Origin of the sequence: Chryseolinea lacunae (assembly GCF_016735595.1) — a bacterium.
Lineage (GTDB): Bacteria > Bacteroidota > Bacteroidia > Cytophagales > Cyclobacteriaceae > Chryseolinea > Chryseolinea lacunae.
This window is the reverse complement of record NZ_JAERRB010000011.1, coordinates 202,232-216,446: the sequence shown is the minus strand read 5'-3', so window position 1 is coordinate 216,446 and position 14,215 is coordinate 202,232. Positions and strand designations below refer to the sequence as shown.

Genomic DNA, 14,215 nt, shown 5'->3' with positions numbered 1-14,215 from the left:
TTAGAATTGCTAGTCCGAGAAAAATGAACACTGATATCAATAGCCACTCCGGACCCTTTAAATATAGGATGCCAAAAAGGGCAACGACTAGTATCATAATAAGGCCCCCAAGGCCTTTCAAAACCGTAGATTTGAAACTACTGTTTGCCCCCGTGAGGGTACGAAGAATTTGCACTGTTACTTCGCTCATCGTCTCTTTTGATTAGTGGAGAGTAGTCCTTTTTCTAGCTGCCAACACTTTACATATCTAAATTGTGGAAAAAAAACCACATAATGGCTTTTATTAAGAAAGAAAAGGAGAAAAACGGTATGGATTTGGTGAAGGGCTTCAGGATAGTGCGAGTTTCCTTCCCTAACGTATAGGCCACCCGTTCAGGTCTATGTTCTTACACATAGCACGCTTCGGACACTACCACCCTGAACCCTTCATGTTAACTCAACAGATACGCACCGGCACCAAGGCCGTGTAGACCACTCAAAAGTCCTCCCTTTTGCCAGTCGCCTTTGAATCGATACGGTCCGGGCTTTTCAAAGCTCATTCGCAGCCCCGAGTGAATGCCTATGATTGAAATATATCCATCTGGCCCCTGCTTCAGCTCCGAAACGTAGACAGAATCTTTACCATCCACTTTCACAAGTTTCCCGTATTTGTTCTCTGTGGCAGTCATTTCAAAAATATGACCATCCGGGTCTTTCCAAAGTGTTTGTTTTACCGGCACAACACCGCTTGAATTCACCGCAGGCGTTCCGGGCGCGGTGGCTGCCGGTCCTGCCGGTGTGGTCGCTGTATTCTGAACGGCCGGCGTTTGATTCTTTTTGTAGAGGTACCAGATGATGCCACCGGCAAGACCTGCGCCCACAACTAACACTACTGCTTTTCCCATGCCCTTTATTTTTTTGATGGAGATGAAACGAAATATATAAGTAACCCGGTGAACAAAACCCCACCGACCATAATGGCCACCGTCTTCCCGTCGAGCTCCTGTTTTTTGGAGGCAACCAACGCATTGTTTTCTAAGCTGCCGGCACAGCCCGCAGCTTTCCAATAGTTGATGTCGCCTGCACTGAAGGCCCGCTGACATTCCAGTGGTGTAAGTCCTAAACCGTGCATTACTTTTTCTTCTTAGAACTTGAAACGACGAAATAGGTAGCAATGCCCGCCAGTGCGACACCGCCCGCAATCATCACATATTTCAACGTGTTGCTTTCTGCGGCCGGCGCGGGTGTACCCGGTGTAGGGTTGGGATCGGGGTTTGTCACCCATGGATTCGCAGGCGCGGCCGGCTGCTGTGATGTAGCGTTATTACCCGTTTTTATTTGGGTGTAAACGTTCGTTGCCGGTTGCACCACTTTGGTGATGACGTTGTTCAATTTGTCCATCCAGTTGGTCGTGGCCGGCGCGGTGGTGGCGACACTTGTTGCATCGCCTAATGTTGCTATGTTCATAGTTGAAATTTTATTTGTCCAATGCGTTGATCTGCTTTTTTAACGATGCACGATTATCATACACCAGGTACCCGACAATTAGCGCGGCAGTCCCGCCCAATGCCCAGAATAGAAAATCTTTTGTAGTCTTCTGCTCTTTCAGCTCCAGGATGCTTTTCACCAATTTGTTGTATTCATCCAGCAGCGAAGCAAGTGCAGCGGGGAAGACTACCGTGGTCACCCAGTTTGCCGCGAGCTTCGAGCAATACATCTATTTGAACCTGGAGCTGCCCGACGACCGACAGCCTTTCGAACAGTTCACCACCATAGCGGTGTTGCTGCAGGCCGTATTCTTTTTGAAAAATAAAAGTCTCTCCCAAAGGCAGTATACGCTTTTGTTCATAGACGAAATTCAGGCGGCTCCCGAGGCCATGAACATTCTGCGTTATTTCCACGAGGAGGCTCCCGACATCGCCGTGATTGCCGCGGGGAGCATGTTAGAAACATTGTTCAATAAAAACGTCAGCTTCCCCGTGGGGCGGGTCGAATACAAGGTGTTGCGCCCGGCATCGTTCCCCGAATTTCTTTCGGCCATGAATGAAACGGCCGCGCGCGAACAACTTCAACATGTGCCGGCCGAGTCGTTTGCGCACCGGAAGTTGCTGGCGTTATTTCACACCTACGCGCTGATTGGCGGCATGCCGGAAGCCGTGCAGCACTACAGCACAAACAAGGACCTGGTGTCGCTCGCGCCGATTTACGATTCGTTGCTCACGTCCTACATCGACGATGTTGAAAAATATGCGCGCAATGATTCACAGATGCAGATCATACGACACGCCATCCGCGCGTCGTTTGCCCAGGCCGGAAAGCGCATCAAATATCAAGGCTTCGGGAACTCAAGTTACGGATCCAGAGACATGGGAGAAGCGTTGCGTGCGTTACAAAAAGCACTGCTCCTTTATCTTGTGTTCCCCGACACCGGGTATACTCTCCCGCTGCTGCCTGACCTGAAGAAGTCACCCCGCCTTCATGTGCTGGACACAGGGCTGATGAATTATTTCGCCGCCATTCAAAAAGAAATTTTAAGTACAGACGATCTCAACAAAGTATATCAGGGAAACATGATTGAACACATGATTGGCCAGGAGCTGCTTGCATTTCAACACGACGCACTCAGCGCATTGCACTTCTGGGTCCGTGAAAAAAAGACATCCGTTGCCGAAGTTGACTATCTGTTTCCGTTTGAAGGCCGGCTCATTCCCATTGAAGTGAAATCGGGCACTACCGGAACCCTGCGTTCGCTTCATCAATTTATGGATGCCACGCCGCATGACCTCGCGGTTCGTTTCTATGCCGGCGAAGTTTCCGTTGCCGACGTCGTTACCCCAAACGGCAAATCGTTTTCCCTGCTCAACCTCCCCTACTACGCCGTGTCGCAGCTTGAGAAATATCTGACCTGGATGCTGTCGCGGTAACGCCCGCCGCCCACACCGGAAATATTTTCATACAAAAATTTGCGCAAGCATTTACTTGCTTATATATTCGCAAGCACCTACTTGCCTATTATGAAAGCCAGACGCGACGTCTATCAGGCCATTGCCGACCCCACACGGCGGGCCATCATCAACATGATTGCCACCGAACCTCACAACGTGAATGCTATTGCCGAAAAATTTGAGGTGAGTCGCCAGGCCATTTCGCTGCATGTAAAAATCCTTATCGACTGCGGACTTGTGACGATCAGGCAACAGGGCCGTGACCGGTTTTGTGAAGCGCAGCTGGATCAGCTTGGTGAAGTGGCCCAATGGGTGGAGCAGTATCGCAGGCATTGGGAAAGCAAATTGGATGCAATGGAGACCTATATCGAAAAACTAAAAAAAGAAAGGCATGGAAAACGTAAAAAGTGACACCAAAGACCGTGAGATTCTTCTTTCCAGAACGATAAACGCACCGGTTGACCTGGTATGGGAAGTGTGGACAGAACCGGAGCACATTGTCCACTGGTGGGGACCCGACGGATTCACAAATACCATTGCCAAAATGGACGTGAAGCCCGGCGGCGAATGGGACCTCGTGATGCATGGCCCCGACGGAACCGACTATAAAAACAAAAGCATTTTCAAGGAAATTGTGCTTCACAAAAAGATCGTGTACGAACACGTGACCGCACCCAAATTTATCGCGACCATAGAATTTGAAGAACAGGGCGAAAAAACACTTATCCGTTGGCAAATGGTTTTCGAAACACGCGAACAATTTATACAGGTCGTGAAAACATTCAAGGCCGACGAAGGCTTGAAACAAAACCTGGAGAAGCTCGATGCGTACGTTGTCAACCAAAAAAACAAATCGTAAACAACGTTAGACCTAAAGAACCTCCATCATGAAAATTCTAAAGAACTTCACCTTTATTTTATTGATCATGAATGCATCTCTCTCGCATGCCCAAGCGCCGGGCAAATATGCCCAGGTGAACGGCATAAAAATGTATTATGAACTCCACGGCAGTGGTCATCCGCTGGTGCTCATACACGGCGGAGGATCAACCATTGGCACCACCTTTGGAAAAATTCTGCCGATACTCGCCAGGACACATCAGGTGATTGCCGTGGAATTGCAGGCGCACGGCCACACATCCGACAGGGAAGCGCCCGAATCGTTCGCGCAGGATGCAGACGATGTGGCCGAGCTGTTGAAACAACTTAATATCCGCGGCGCCGATCTCTTTGGTTTCAGCAACGGTGGCAACACGGCCATGCAAGTTGCCATCCGGCATCCGGAACGTGTGCACAAGCTCATCATCGCTTCCTCTTTCTACAAACGCGCGGGCATGCCTTCAGAATTCTGGAAAGGAATGGACAATGCCCAATTCAGCGACATGCCACAAATTTATAAAGACGCATTCCTGAAAATCAACAACGACCCCGCCGCCCTCCTGAACATGTTTAACCGGGATGCTACACGCATGCGCACGTTCAAAGACTGGAGCGACGACGACCTCCGCGCCATACAGGCACCATCGCTTGTGGTGACGGCCGACCGCGACGTTGTGAGTGCCGAGCACACGGTGCAAATGTCGCGCCTTCTGTCCCACGCCCGTCTGGCCATCTTGCCCGGCACTCACGGCAGCTACATGGGTGAAGCCATGACGCAGGATGTGAACAGCAAAGTTCCGGAGCTCTTTGTGGCCATGGTCAACGAGTTTCTGGCGGGTAATTAGCACGACAATGATGCTTAAGCGTCTTCTGAACGGGTAAGCAACATTGTATTTCTTTGGGACGTTGTGTTCTCTTCGTTCAGGCTCATCAGTCACAGCATCCCGGCGCACAGCAATTCACGGGCTTTTCGGCATACACAGTGATGCTGAAAATTCCGGTCTTGCCTTCTTTAAACTCATGAAGCGCTTTGTCGTCCAGATATTCGCTCAGAATTTCTGTTGGCAACGTGATCCGTTTCTCTTTTTGAATTTTAATATTTTTGAATCCTGCATTTTCAATGATGGCCAGGTATTCATCTTTTTGAATGGCTCCCGAAACGCATCCGGCATACATCTCCGCGCTTTTTTGCAATTCACCCGGAAGTTCGCCTACCAGCACGATATCCGAAACGCTGAAGTGCCCACCCTTTTTCAACACCCTGAACGTTTCTGCAAATGCCTGCTTCTTGTCGGGCACAAGGTTGAGCACACAGTTGCTCACCACCACATCGGCCGTGCCACCCGCCAGCGGCATATTTTCAACATCGCCCTGACGGAACTCAACATTCTTATAGCCCAACGTTGCTGCATTGGCTCTGGCCTTCTCTACCATCTTCTCCGTGAAGTCGATGCCGATGATGGTTCCCGTTTCGCCGGTGATCGATCGGGCCACAAAGCAGTCGTTGCCTGCGCCCGAACCAAGATCCACTACCGTGTCGCCTGGTTTTATCAGGGCAAATTCGGTTGGCAATCCACATCCCAGGCCAAGGTCGGCGTCGGCGACATAGCCTTCTAACGCGCCGTAGTCGTCGGCCATCAGGGCGCTATCTATTGTAGAGCATCCGCACGTGGCGCCACAACAACTCGTTTCGTTCTCGTCCTTACTCTGCATGGCGATCTGACTGTATTTCTCTTTCACCATTTGCTTCAGTTGTTCGGGGGTTTGCAAAGTTTCCATAGGGTTTATTGTTTATGTGTATATATAACCATCGTAATATTACGATCAATCAAATCAAAAAAAAGGCCTAGCAGCAGCCCGGCTCTTTATAGCTTTCAAACAAATCGGCAATCGCCTTCTTGGCTTTGTTCCAGGCTTTCTCGTCGATGCAATAGCAGACACTGGGGCCTTCGATGTCGCCCTTTATCAATCCGGCGTTTTTCAATGCCTTGAGATGTTGCGACACGGTAGACTGCGACAGCGGCAGTTCTTCTACGATGTCGCCACAAACACACGACCTGGTCTTTATCAAAAACTGAAGAATTGCTATGCGGGCGGGATGCCCCAACGCTTTGGCCAACACCGCCAATTCGTTCTGCGCTTTTGTGAATTCTTCTGTTTTGGTAAGCCCCATATTTGTTGTAATCGTAATATTACGATTAATGTTTCACTTCTTTACATTTATTTTTTTGAAGTGCTATGAGGAAATGGGGAAAATAGATTTCAGCAGCGTGCCACCGGGTTAATCACGTGACCTGCTAGGCACGTTGTGCCTGCTTTTTAGCGTTGGCAATCCGCGTCGGGCTTCCAAAGATATAGAAGAGTTTTCGTTTCCATCCACGAGCATGCTTCACGTCGCGCAACATGTCGGCGTATTCATGGAAATTGATGTGCAACGGATTTGCCTTATGTTCGATATTGTGGGTGATACCATACACGGCCTGCTCCTCTTCCTTTTGATAGGTATTGAACATGCGATCCCAAAAAATGAATGTGGCCCCGAAATTTTTGTCGATGTATTTTTCCTGCGAGCCGTGGTGCACGCGGTGATTGGATGGTGTGGCAAAGATGTATTCGAAAAAACGGGGAAGTCTGCGAATGTATTCGGTGTGAACCCAGAATTGAAAGAGGATGGCGATTTGGTTGGTCACAAAAAATATGACCGGGTGAAACCCCATGACGGCCACCGGAAAAAGAAAAATAACTTTCAGGTATTGAACCCAACTGAGCCTGAACGACACGGTGAGGTTGTAGTGTTCGCCGGAATGATGTGCCACGTGGGTGGCCCACCAGAACCGCTGACTGTGCGAAATGCGATGGGTCCAGTAGCTGCAAAAATCAAAAAACACATAACAGGGCACCAGCGTCCACCAGTTTAGTTCCATGCGCCACGGCACAATGTTATAGATCCACACGGCCATGTAGAACAGGCTCACTTTAATCCACGTGCTGATGAGCACATTGCCCAACCCAAGTCCAACCGAACCCAGCGTCTCCTTCTTGTCGTAATAGTTTTTGTTTTGTTTATACGAGATAACCAGTTCCACCAGCACAAAGAAAAACATGGCGGGAATGGCCCAAACAATCACTTCGGGAGCGCTGTCTTTGATGTCGTCAATTCGTTCCCAGGGTATTCTTTCTGCTCCAAAAACTTCTAAAAACTTCATTGGTTCATTTTTTATTGTAATGCGCCCGATTTAAAATCCAAATGAAACAGGTCACATGATCCGACCTTTCCATTCGGAGGGCGCTTACATAATGTTGTCAGGCTCGTTTATTTATAGCGCGATCAAGTTCATAAGGCCAGTCACTTGCATGAGTGCCGAACATGAGCCGATGCACCCGAACGCGCATAGCTCAAACCTTTCGCCATCTCTAGTTTATTTCATTGGCGCTCTCCAAACGTCGCGATTTGCAGTGGCCGGCGCGTTGCATAACTTTTTATTTTTCTTGCATCATTCGCGCATGGCACGCAACTTATTCCATGGTTCCATGCCGTTGCCACGTGTATTTGCGAACGGGGGAAATGGATTTCTGATCTCGTCGGGTACTGCCGAGAATTTTGCCACCAGGCCTGAGGGCGGATGGGAAAGCAGTCGGAAGATATTTTCAATAATATCTTTCATGGTCATGGTTGTTACTATCGGGCACAGCTTAAGCAGCAGTTTCATAAGATTTAATTTATTTAAGATGAAAGAACAACACGGTCTCTAAACGTTAGTGTTGTCCATGTCCTGATTATTTGTGAAATACTACGGCGCACTATTTCTGCGGTGGCGCCACCAATTCGCGCTCAAAATACGCGAAGTGCTTGTGGTCTGGTTGTCCCACAACGGAACAGTAGTATATCCGCTGATAGTATCGCGCAATGGTGAGCGGCAAGTCAGGATTCACCTTTGCCGTGATGCCCATGCCTACCGGATAAATATTGTCTGAACTCGGGGTGTTTCGCATTTTTTGTTATTTTTTTTGGACTATGTTTAGGACGTTGAAAAGTGAAGACACCGCCGGTTGGCAAACGGTGTCCCTAGAGGCAAACCCCTGCCGTATTCCTTACCGTGATTTGAATTTTCTTCCAGGAGATCATCATCCGCTGTAAATTCTTTGTAGTACCACCGCTGACAGACGTCAACATTGAAACAGGGCATGTGGAGTGTTTGTTCATAATAAAGAATTTAAAACGTAGCATTGATTTAAAGTGCCGTCTGGGGCTCGCCAGGTTGCGTCACCTTAATCTATAAAGGTCGTCATTCCCGGCGCAGCAAGTATTGCATTCAAATTCTGAAATGTTACACTATTCACAGGTTGGGATGGGCAGAACGAATTGGGAAGGACTGGTGTTGGTTGATTACGCCTCATCGGCCCAAGTGACCGGGAAGCAATCATTGCGTATCTTTGAGAAAGATTGCACATAAAACCCCCGCAGCGTGCCCCAACACCATGAAATGAAACTGTACATCAAGTATATGGTCAGCCTGCGGTGCAAACTACTTGTGAAGGAGGAACTGAATAAACTGGGACTTCATGCCGTGATTGTGGACCTGGGTTTGGTTGAGGTACTGGAAGAAATGAGCCTCACGCAACGGGAACAGCTTCGCGAAAACCTTCTGAAATCGGGACTGGAGCTGCTAGACGACAAAAAGAGCATCCTGATTGAACGAATCAAAAATGTGATCACGGAAATGATTCATTACTCCGACGAGCTGCCCACGCAAAACTATTCCGACTACATCAGCGAAAAGCTAAACTACGACTACACCTACCTGTCCAACATATTTTCGGAGGTGAAGGGCATCACCATTCAACAATTCATCATCATTCATAAAATAGAGCGGGTGAAAGAACTTCTGCTCTACGATGAGTTGAACCTCACCGAAATTTCCTACAAGCTGCATTACAGCAGCGTGGCCCATCTGTCGAACCAGTTCAAAAAAATCACAGGACTCACCCCCTCCTACTTCAAAAAAATGCGGCAATCCCGAAAAGGCAATCTGGAAAGTCTTTGATCGATGCTATGTTAGCGCATTATGTGAGAAATCTATAAAAGATACAATATATCTGTAACAGCAGCACTGGTGGAATCATCACCTTTGCTTACTGCCTCACCTGTCTGCCTCACCTGTCAACACGGGACGACTCGCCCGAAACAAATTGCTTACCCCATTTCAAGGACCACATTCAGAAACCGCCAGGTGCATCAATAATACATCGTCCTATATAGTTGACAGTGAAAGCGGACAGAAACTAAAACGTCTGTCCCTTTCCTTTTAGCTGATGGCTATGCGGCGCTGCCTTTTAAACTTGCATCTTTATCGGGCAAGATATTCCCCAAAACGAGGCGAGTCTGGATCGGTGCAAGCGAAGAACATGGGATCTATGCAAGATTCCCGACATAATGTATAAGACTTCAAGCTGGTAATAGCGCGTCCTTTGTAAGGTCGTCCACTAAAACGAAACGAATGGAAACCACAAAAAAACCAATTGAAGTTTTTACGATCACCGGCGATTGGGCCATGCAGTCGAAACTATTGAAGCTGAAATATGCACAACTCACCGACGCCGATCTGAAATTCGAAACCGGAACTGCTTGTCCGTATGGAGGCCCGGCTACACAAAAAAAGAGAAGAGCTCATCAACATAATTAAAAAGGGAAAGCCCACGGCAAAGGCATAACCCAGGCTTAAACGAAAAAAGCTGCCTGCCCAGCTTCTTTTCTATCGGCACACCGTTTAACTAAACTTCTATGCAGTGGAAAATTCTGAAGTCGAAAAATCAAAGTTATTCATCATCGTCGAGATTATTGAATACGTCCCCAATTCCGTGGTCATAAAAACCATCATGAAAAAAACGACTGGAAATGTTTCGGTTGTTTCGTTCGATTCAGGAGAAGCCCTCACCGAGAAATCATCGGCCTTTGACACGTTCATTCAAGTGATCGATGGAACGGCGCAGATCCTTATCGATGGTGTGAGCAACTCGCTTGAAGTGGGCCAGTCTATCATCATTCCGGCGCATTCCAGAAACTCCATCACGGCCAACGTGCGGTTCAAAATGATATCCACAGTAATCAAAAGCGGCTATGAAGAGGTAGAGGTCTGATGACCAACTAACACATTTAAACACAATCTGCGATGACACGATATAGCGAAAACGACATTGTGTGCGATAGCATAAACCCAGGCCGCCTGTTGGTGGTGGAGCGCTACTTTAAAGGACTGTATTATTGCAGGCTTTTCGAAGACATCGACAAAAAAGCGCGTGTTTATTTTGACTATGAGCTTGTGCCGCATAGCCAGTGCCAGCATTCCAAATCGGCTGTTAACGTAGCAATATGAAAACGCTCGTCATCTCCTTCCTTGTCCTGTTCGCAATATCCTTCACCGGCTATAGTCAGGATACGGTGTTTGTGCACGGGCACTCACAATGGAACGTCGGTCTGAAAGCAGGCATCAATTTCTCCAGTGCCTATGCCCTGCCGGAGGCTTTCACCGCCAAGCCCACCGTTAATTTTGCGGGAGGTTTGTTTATGGAGATTCCTCTCTGCCGGTCGCTCAGCCTCCAGCCCGAAGTTCTGTTTTCCACCCGCGGCATCAAGGGCACGGGCACCTCGCCTACCAATCCTTATTCTTTTACCCGAACCACAAACCATCTTGATGTTCCCGTGCTGCTGGTGATCAAACCTGCTCGCTTTATTTCGTTGTTGGCGGGGCCGCAATTTTCATACTTGCTCCGCCATCACGATTCGTTTTCGGCGGGCGCTCCTGCCACACGCGATGAGTTTAATCGCGAGCCAGTCCGAAAAACCAATGTCGCAATTGTTATCGGCGCCGAGTTCATTGTCCAGCACCTGGTGTTTAGCACGCGGCTGGGTTGGGATGTGCTGCCCAACACCAACAGTTCAACCGATCTCACACCCCGCTACAAATACGTTTGGTATCAGGCGGCATTAGGCTATAAATTGTTTTAACTGCACATCGCAAAGGCATCGCCTTTCATCTGTTAACGCTGCCGTCTCACTCCTTCCGTATCCATTGCATCATCCCAAACGCCGGAACGAATCCCACTTGCCGATAAAAAGGTGTGAGGTTCTCACCTGTGATGAGGGTAGCCAATGCGTTGTTTGGCGCGTGTTTGTCCAGCCATTGACGCAGGGTCTGCATGAGGGTCGTGCCTATGCGCTTGCCTTGCCACTCCGGGTGCACCATCACATCTTTCACATAATACACACTGGCGTTGTCGCTGAGCAACAAGGCGCAGCCCACAACCTGACCCGACGTTTTATGCTGGGCCACAACGGCGAATACCGGTGCAGCAAGAATGGTGGTGGTCAGGTGTAGGTTGGTCGTGGCTGTCCAGCCCACGGCGGCGATCAGGTGTGCGTATTCTTCGGCGGTGGGGGTGCGGGCCACGATGGCAATATCCGCCGGCATGTGTGCATCGTTGGTGCCCCGCTCCGACAACAAGGCACCACCAAAGTTGATGTAGTGGCCGTTGATGTCGCGCAACGTGTAGCCGGCCATGTGCCAGGGTTTGTTTTCAAGGGGATCCACAATGTCGGCGCCCTGGGTCTGATGAAATGCGTAGAGCGCGGGCAGATTTCGGACGTTGATGAAAATGGCTTGCCCTGCCGAAACTTCGGGCGTGAGCGAAAACTGTATCTGCAGGCCGTGCCACGAAACGGCACCATGATTCGGTGGTTCGCCCCATGTCCAATGCGCTGGGAAGCCCAACACGTTGTGCCAATACGATATGGTATCGGTGACGCTGGCAACGGGAAGAACCGGCTCCACGCCCAACAAGACCGGCGACGTGCCGGTGTCTGATGTTTCCATAATCTTTAGTTTTGTATCCGAAGATAAAAAAGAATCGACAGTTCGGATTCACTGAAAATTTAGTTTTCACGGAGCGCTGGTCTTCGCTCACTAACTTTTTTAAAATTTTCTTCGTCGGCTTTGTCCTATCCGGGTCCTTTCGTTTGTCATGGCTTTATAAAAACAATCGTAAACAAAAACAAAACACCATGGCAAAGCTCGTAATCTTCAATTTCACAACCCTGAACGGCTATTTCAAAGGTCCTGGCAACGACACCCGCTGGCACAAACACGGCGAGGAAGAAGGTCGGTATGCCGCCGAGGCCATGAACGTCGGTCCCGTGATCCTGCTCTTCGGTCGCATCACCTACGAAATGATGGCCGGCTATTGGCCCACACCCATGGCACTGGAAAGCGCGCCCGACGTGGCGAAGGGCATGAACAGCACGCAAAAAATTGTATTCTCACGCACCCTTCAGAAAGCCGGCTGGCAAAACACACGCCTCGTGAAAACCGATGTGGTCGATGAAATTAAAAAGCTCAAAAAAGGCAACACCGACATGACCGTGCTGGGCAGCGGCACACTGGTGACTCAACTGGCCGATGCGGGCCTGATCGACGAATATCAGTTTATGATCGACCCCGTGGCGCTGGGCGATGGCACCCCCACCTTCAAAGGGCTGCGCATGCCGTTGAACCTGACGCACACCAAGACGCATACGTTCAAAAGCGGCGTGGTGCTGCTGTGTTATGCACCCGAAAAAAAATAGCAGGCCCCGTTGTGTGGGCGATTTTTGATCCCTTCATAGTATATTGAGTAACCATAAACACACCGTGAACCATGGAAGAATTCGTATTATTATTCCGGCTCGACATCCTGACCAAGGATGCACAGCCGTCGCCCGAGCAGATGCAAGTGTACATGAAACAATATCAGGACTGGGTTGGCGGCATCGCGGCGCAGAACAAATTTGTTGGCGGCAAAGGACTTTCTACCGAGGGAAAAGTTTTGAAACACAACCATGTGATGACCGACGGCCCTTTTGCCGAAATTAAAGAATCCATCGCCGGCTACATCATGATTCGCGCCGCCGACTTTGACGACGCCGTGAACATGGCCCGCGAGTGTCCTATCCTGGGCGGCGAAGGCAATAGCGTTGAGGTGCGAAAGGTGGTGTCGGTGCACAACCTGTAGGCCATCGTCCACCTGTTTCATCACCACACGCATGGCCAACGTAGAACTCATCCCCCACTTGTTCAGAACGGAGTATCGAAAGATCGTGTCCGTGCTTTGCAAGCGTTTTGGGTTCGACCAAATGGAAACGGCCGAAGACATCGCCAGCGACACGTTTCTGACGGCCACCCAAACCTGGGGACTGGAAGGCACGCCACCAAACCCAACCGCGTGGCTGTATGCCGTGGCCAAGAACAAAGCCAAAAACCATCTGCAACGCCACGAGCTGTTCGAATCTAAAATTTCGCCACAACTCAAAGCTACACCCACAGTCCACGAACCGGACCTTGATTTGTCGCCGCAAAATATAAACGACAGTCAATTGCAGATGATGTTTGCGCTTTGCCATCCGGTGATCCCCGCCGAAGCACAGGTCGGCCTCGCCTTGCGCATCTTGTGCGGCTTTGGCATCGAAGAAATTGCCGACGCCTTTCTCACCCAAAAAGAAACCATTAACAAACGCCTGCTGCGCGCCAAAGAAAAACTGCGCGACGAAAAGATTGACATTGTTATGCCCGATCCAGCGCAGATCGACGTTCGACTCGACCCGGTGCTCACCACACTGTATCTTGTGTTCAACGAAGGGTATTATTCTGTGAGCAGCAACAACACGCTGCGAAAAGATCTTTGCCTGGAAGCGATGCGGCTTTGCACCATGCTGGTGGAGAACAAGGCTACCAACAAACCGCGTGTCAATGCATTGCTCGCCCTCATGTGTTTTCATGCGTCACGCTTCGACGCCCGTCTCAACACACGTGGTGAGCTTGTGCTCTATGATGCGCAAGACACCAACCTTTGGAACACCGACCTCATTAGCAAAGGCGGCTATTTTCTGCATTGCGCCGCCACCGGCACCACGCTTTCAAAGTATCACCTCGAAGCGGGCATTGCCTATTGGAACACACAACATCAGGACACACGCGAAAAATGGGAAAGCATGTTGCAGCTCTACAACCAACTGCTGCAAATAGAATATACACCCATTGCGGCACTTAATCGCACCTATGCGTTATGGAAAGCGAATGGGAAAGCGCAGGCCATTCGGGAAGCAGAAAAACTGAAGCTCACCAGCAACCACTTTTATTATGCGTTGTTGGGCGACCTGTATACGAACATCGATAATGGCAAAGCAAAACAACATTTTGAAGAGGCGCTCATGCTGGCGCGCACCGAAACGGACAAACAGGCGCTGCGAAAAAAGCTTGACCTCCTAAGCTGAGAAGGCTCTATGGTGTTGCCCTATGTCAATCCATATAGGATCAGTAGGATGGTGACAAATATGCTCATGATGCTGATGCTCGATTTTTGCCTCACCTTGCTCCATCCGA

At 49.5% G+C, this 14,215-nt stretch carries 21 protein-coding genes; 12 read left to right on the top strand and 9 right to left on the bottom strand.

What is annotated here, in order from left to right; translation table 11 throughout:
* Positions 1-431: 431 nt before the first annotated feature.
* From JI741_RS25350 to JI741_RS25340, 3 genes are read right to left on the bottom strand one after another with little or no spacing between them, the layout of a single operon-like run.
* Positions 432-884, bottom strand: coding sequence for a hypothetical protein (locus JI741_RS25350; RefSeq protein WP_202014288.1), 453 nt, complete (start codon positions 882-884; stop codon positions 432-434).
* Between the two features lie 5 nt (positions 885-889).
* Positions 890-1,111: a hypothetical protein gene (locus JI741_RS25345; RefSeq protein WP_202014287.1), complete on the bottom strand. Its 222-nt coding sequence runs from the start codon at positions 1,109-1,111 to the stop codon at positions 890-892.
* Entirely contained in the window at positions 1,111-1,446 is a 336-nt protein-coding gene (locus JI741_RS25340) for a hypothetical protein (protein WP_202014286.1), read from the bottom strand. Before JI741_RS25340 ends, JI741_RS25345 begins: the two co-directional genes overlap by 1 nt.
* Before the next feature lie 149 nt (positions 1,447-1,595).
* Here JI741_RS25340 and JI741_RS25335 point away from each other — a divergent pair, with 149 nt between their 5' ends.
* The 4 genes from JI741_RS25335 to JI741_RS25320 all read left to right on the top strand — a co-directional run bounded on the left by JI741_RS25335 (position 1,596) and on the right by JI741_RS25320 (position 4,648).
* Complete coding sequence (locus JI741_RS25335; protein ID WP_202014285.1) at positions 1,596-2,903, top strand: ATP-binding protein; 1,308 nt, start codon at positions 1,596-1,598, stop codon at positions 2,901-2,903.
* A 90-nt stretch (positions 2,904-2,993) separates the two neighbouring features.
* Positions 2,994-3,335 (top strand): ArsR/SmtB family transcription factor, encoded by a 342-nt coding sequence (locus JI741_RS25330; protein WP_202014284.1) that lies wholly within the window; start codon positions 2,994-2,996, stop codon positions 3,333-3,335.
* Positions 3,316-3,783 carry an SRPBCC family protein gene (locus tag JI741_RS25325; RefSeq protein WP_202014283.1) on the top strand — a complete coding sequence of 156 codons (468 nt, stop codon included), beginning with the start codon at positions 3,316-3,318 and terminating at the stop codon, positions 3,781-3,783. The genes JI741_RS25330 and JI741_RS25325 overlap by 20 nt, the downstream gene beginning before the upstream one ends.
* Before the next feature lie 28 nt (positions 3,784-3,811).
* The gene (locus JI741_RS25320) at positions 3,812-4,648 is read left to right on the top strand and encodes an alpha/beta fold hydrolase (protein WP_236676265.1); all 837 of its coding nucleotides are present in this window, start codon (positions 3,812-3,814) and stop codon (positions 4,646-4,648) included.
* Positions 4,649-4,733: 85 nt separating this feature from the next.
* Here JI741_RS25320 and JI741_RS25315 read toward each other — a convergent pair whose 3' ends face one another.
* The 5 genes from JI741_RS25315 to JI741_RS25295 all read right to left on the bottom strand — a co-directional run bounded on the left by JI741_RS25315 (position 4,734) and on the right by JI741_RS25295 (position 7,796).
* Positions 4,734-5,573, bottom strand: coding sequence for an arsenite methyltransferase (locus JI741_RS25315; RefSeq protein ID WP_202014375.1), 840 nt, complete (start codon positions 5,571-5,573; stop codon positions 4,734-4,736).
* Between the two features lie 76 nt (positions 5,574-5,649).
* Complete coding sequence (locus tag JI741_RS25310; protein ID WP_202014282.1) at positions 5,650-5,976, bottom strand: ArsR/SmtB family transcription factor; 327 nt, start codon at positions 5,974-5,976, stop codon at positions 5,650-5,652.
* A gap of 124 nt (positions 5,977-6,100) precedes the next feature.
* Positions 6,101-7,009, bottom strand: coding sequence for a sterol desaturase family protein (locus tag JI741_RS25305; protein ID WP_202014281.1), 909 nt, complete (start codon positions 7,007-7,009; stop codon positions 6,101-6,103).
* A gap of 288 nt (positions 7,010-7,297) precedes the next feature.
* Positions 7,298-7,513, bottom strand: coding sequence for a hypothetical protein (locus JI741_RS25300; RefSeq protein WP_202014280.1), 216 nt, complete (start codon positions 7,511-7,513; stop codon positions 7,298-7,300).
* 91 nt (positions 7,514-7,604) lie between these two features.
* Positions 7,605-7,796: a hypothetical protein gene (locus tag JI741_RS25295; RefSeq protein WP_202014383.1), complete on the bottom strand. Its 192-nt coding sequence runs from the start codon at positions 7,794-7,796 to the stop codon at positions 7,605-7,607.
* Positions 7,797-8,287: 491 nt separating this feature from the next.
* Between JI741_RS25295 and JI741_RS25290 the strand changes: the two genes are divergently transcribed.
* The 5 genes from JI741_RS25290 to JI741_RS25270 all read left to right on the top strand — a co-directional run bounded on the left by JI741_RS25290 (position 8,288) and on the right by JI741_RS25270 (position 10,809).
* Complete coding sequence (locus JI741_RS25290; RefSeq protein ID WP_202014279.1) at positions 8,288-8,848, top strand: helix-turn-helix domain-containing protein; 561 nt, start codon at positions 8,288-8,290, stop codon at positions 8,846-8,848.
* Positions 8,849-9,301: 453 nt separating this feature from the next.
* Positions 9,302-9,487, top strand: coding sequence for a hypothetical protein (locus JI741_RS25285; RefSeq protein ID WP_202014278.1), 186 nt, complete (start codon positions 9,302-9,304; stop codon positions 9,485-9,487).
* Positions 9,488-9,680: 193 nt separating this feature from the next.
* Positions 9,681-9,941 (top strand): cupin domain-containing protein, encoded by a 261-nt coding sequence (locus tag JI741_RS25280; RefSeq protein ID WP_202014277.1) that lies wholly within the window; start codon positions 9,681-9,683, stop codon positions 9,939-9,941.
* A gap of 32 nt (positions 9,942-9,973) precedes the next feature.
* Positions 9,974-10,177, top strand: a complete 204-nt coding sequence (locus JI741_RS25275) for a hypothetical protein (RefSeq protein ID WP_202014275.1) — start codon at positions 9,974-9,976, stop codon at positions 10,175-10,177.
* The gene (locus tag JI741_RS25270; protein ID WP_202014274.1) at positions 10,174-10,809 is read left to right on the top strand and encodes a porin family protein; all 636 of its coding nucleotides are present in this window, start codon (positions 10,174-10,176) and stop codon (positions 10,807-10,809) included. The genes JI741_RS25275 and JI741_RS25270 overlap by 4 nt, the downstream gene beginning before the upstream one ends.
* 46 nt (positions 10,810-10,855) lie before the next feature.
* On the opposite strand, the gene JI741_RS25265 is transcribed toward JI741_RS25270, so the two are convergent.
* Positions 10,856-11,674 (bottom strand): GNAT family N-acetyltransferase, encoded by an 819-nt coding sequence (locus JI741_RS25265; protein ID WP_202014273.1) that lies wholly within the window; start codon positions 11,672-11,674, stop codon positions 10,856-10,858.
* A 188-nt stretch (positions 11,675-11,862) separates the two neighbouring features.
* On the opposite strand from JI741_RS25265, the gene JI741_RS25260 reads away from it, so the two are divergent.
* From JI741_RS25260 to JI741_RS25250, 3 genes are all read left to right on the top strand, one after another.
* Positions 11,863-12,423 (top strand): dihydrofolate reductase family protein, encoded by a 561-nt coding sequence (locus JI741_RS25260; protein WP_202014272.1) that lies wholly within the window; start codon positions 11,863-11,865, stop codon positions 12,421-12,423.
* 71 nt (positions 12,424-12,494) lie between these two features.
* Positions 12,495-12,848: a YciI family protein gene (locus tag JI741_RS25255; RefSeq protein WP_202014271.1), complete on the top strand. Its 354-nt coding sequence runs from the start codon at positions 12,495-12,497 to the stop codon at positions 12,846-12,848.
* Between the two features lie 31 nt (positions 12,849-12,879).
* Positions 12,880-14,106, top strand: coding sequence for an RNA polymerase sigma factor (locus tag JI741_RS25250; protein WP_202014270.1), 1,227 nt, complete (start codon positions 12,880-12,882; stop codon positions 14,104-14,106).
* Positions 14,107-14,215: the final 109 nt, after the last annotated feature.

What these genes read in the sequence shown, in the direction of transcription:
- JI741_RS25300 (WP_202014280.1), bottom strand. Translation starts at nt 7,513, where the DNA reads ATGAAACTGCTGCTTAAGCTGTGCCCGATAGTAACAACCATGACCATG.
- JI741_RS25280 (WP_202014277.1), top strand. Translation starts at nt 9,681, where the DNA reads ATGAAAAAAACGACTGGAAATGTTTCGGTTGTTTCGTTCGATTCAGGA.
- JI741_RS25275 (WP_202014275.1), top strand. Translation starts at nt 9,974, where the DNA reads ATGACACGATATAGCGAAAACGACATTGTGTGCGATAGCATAAACCCA.
- JI741_RS25305 (WP_202014281.1), bottom strand. Translation starts at nt 7,009, where the DNA reads ATGAAGTTTTTAGAAGTTTTTGGAGCAGAAAGAATACCCTGGGAACGA.
- JI741_RS25290 (WP_202014279.1), top strand. Translation starts at nt 8,288, where the DNA reads ATGAAACTGTACATCAAGTATATGGTCAGCCTGCGGTGCAAACTACTT.
- JI741_RS25250 (WP_202014270.1), top strand. Translation starts at nt 12,880, where the DNA reads ATGGCCAACGTAGAACTCATCCCCCACTTGTTCAGAACGGAGTATCGA.
- JI741_RS25340 (WP_202014286.1), bottom strand. Translation starts at nt 1,446, where the DNA reads ATGAACATAGCAACATTAGGCGATGCAACAAGTGTCGCCACCACCGCG.
- JI741_RS25345 (WP_202014287.1), bottom strand. Translation starts at nt 1,111, where the DNA reads ATGCACGGTTTAGGACTTACACCACTGGAATGTCAGCGGGCCTTCAGT.
- JI741_RS25295 (WP_202014383.1), bottom strand. Translation starts at nt 7,796, where the DNA reads ATGCGAAACACCCCGAGTTCAGACAATATTTATCCGGTAGGCATGGGC.
- JI741_RS25310 (WP_202014282.1), bottom strand. Translation starts at nt 5,976, where the DNA reads ATGGGGCTTACCAAAACAGAAGAATTCACAAAAGCGCAGAACGAATTG.
- JI741_RS25320 (WP_236676265.1), top strand. Translation starts at nt 3,812, where the DNA reads ATGAAAATTCTAAAGAACTTCACCTTTATTTTATTGATCATGAATGCA.
- JI741_RS25270 (WP_202014274.1), top strand. Translation starts at nt 10,174, where the DNA reads ATGAAAACGCTCGTCATCTCCTTCCTTGTCCTGTTCGCAATATCCTTC.
- JI741_RS25255 (WP_202014271.1), top strand. Translation starts at nt 12,495, where the DNA reads ATGGAAGAATTCGTATTATTATTCCGGCTCGACATCCTGACCAAGGAT.
- JI741_RS25330 (WP_202014284.1), top strand. Translation starts at nt 2,994, where the DNA reads ATGAAAGCCAGACGCGACGTCTATCAGGCCATTGCCGACCCCACACGG.
- JI741_RS25265 (WP_202014273.1), bottom strand. Translation starts at nt 11,674, where the DNA reads ATGGAAACATCAGACACCGGCACGTCGCCGGTCTTGTTGGGCGTGGAG.
- JI741_RS25350 (WP_202014288.1), bottom strand. Translation starts at nt 884, where the DNA reads ATGGGAAAAGCAGTAGTGTTAGTTGTGGGCGCAGGTCTTGCCGGTGGC.
- JI741_RS25260 (WP_202014272.1), top strand. Translation starts at nt 11,863, where the DNA reads ATGGCAAAGCTCGTAATCTTCAATTTCACAACCCTGAACGGCTATTTC.
- JI741_RS25325 (WP_202014283.1), top strand. Translation starts at nt 3,316, where the DNA reads ATGGAAAACGTAAAAAGTGACACCAAAGACCGTGAGATTCTTCTTTCC.
- JI741_RS25335 (WP_202014285.1), top strand. Translation starts at nt 1,596, where the DNA reads ATGCTTTTCACCAATTTGTTGTATTCATCCAGCAGCGAAGCAAGTGCA.
- JI741_RS25285 (WP_202014278.1), top strand. Translation starts at nt 9,302, where the DNA reads ATGGAAACCACAAAAAAACCAATTGAAGTTTTTACGATCACCGGCGAT.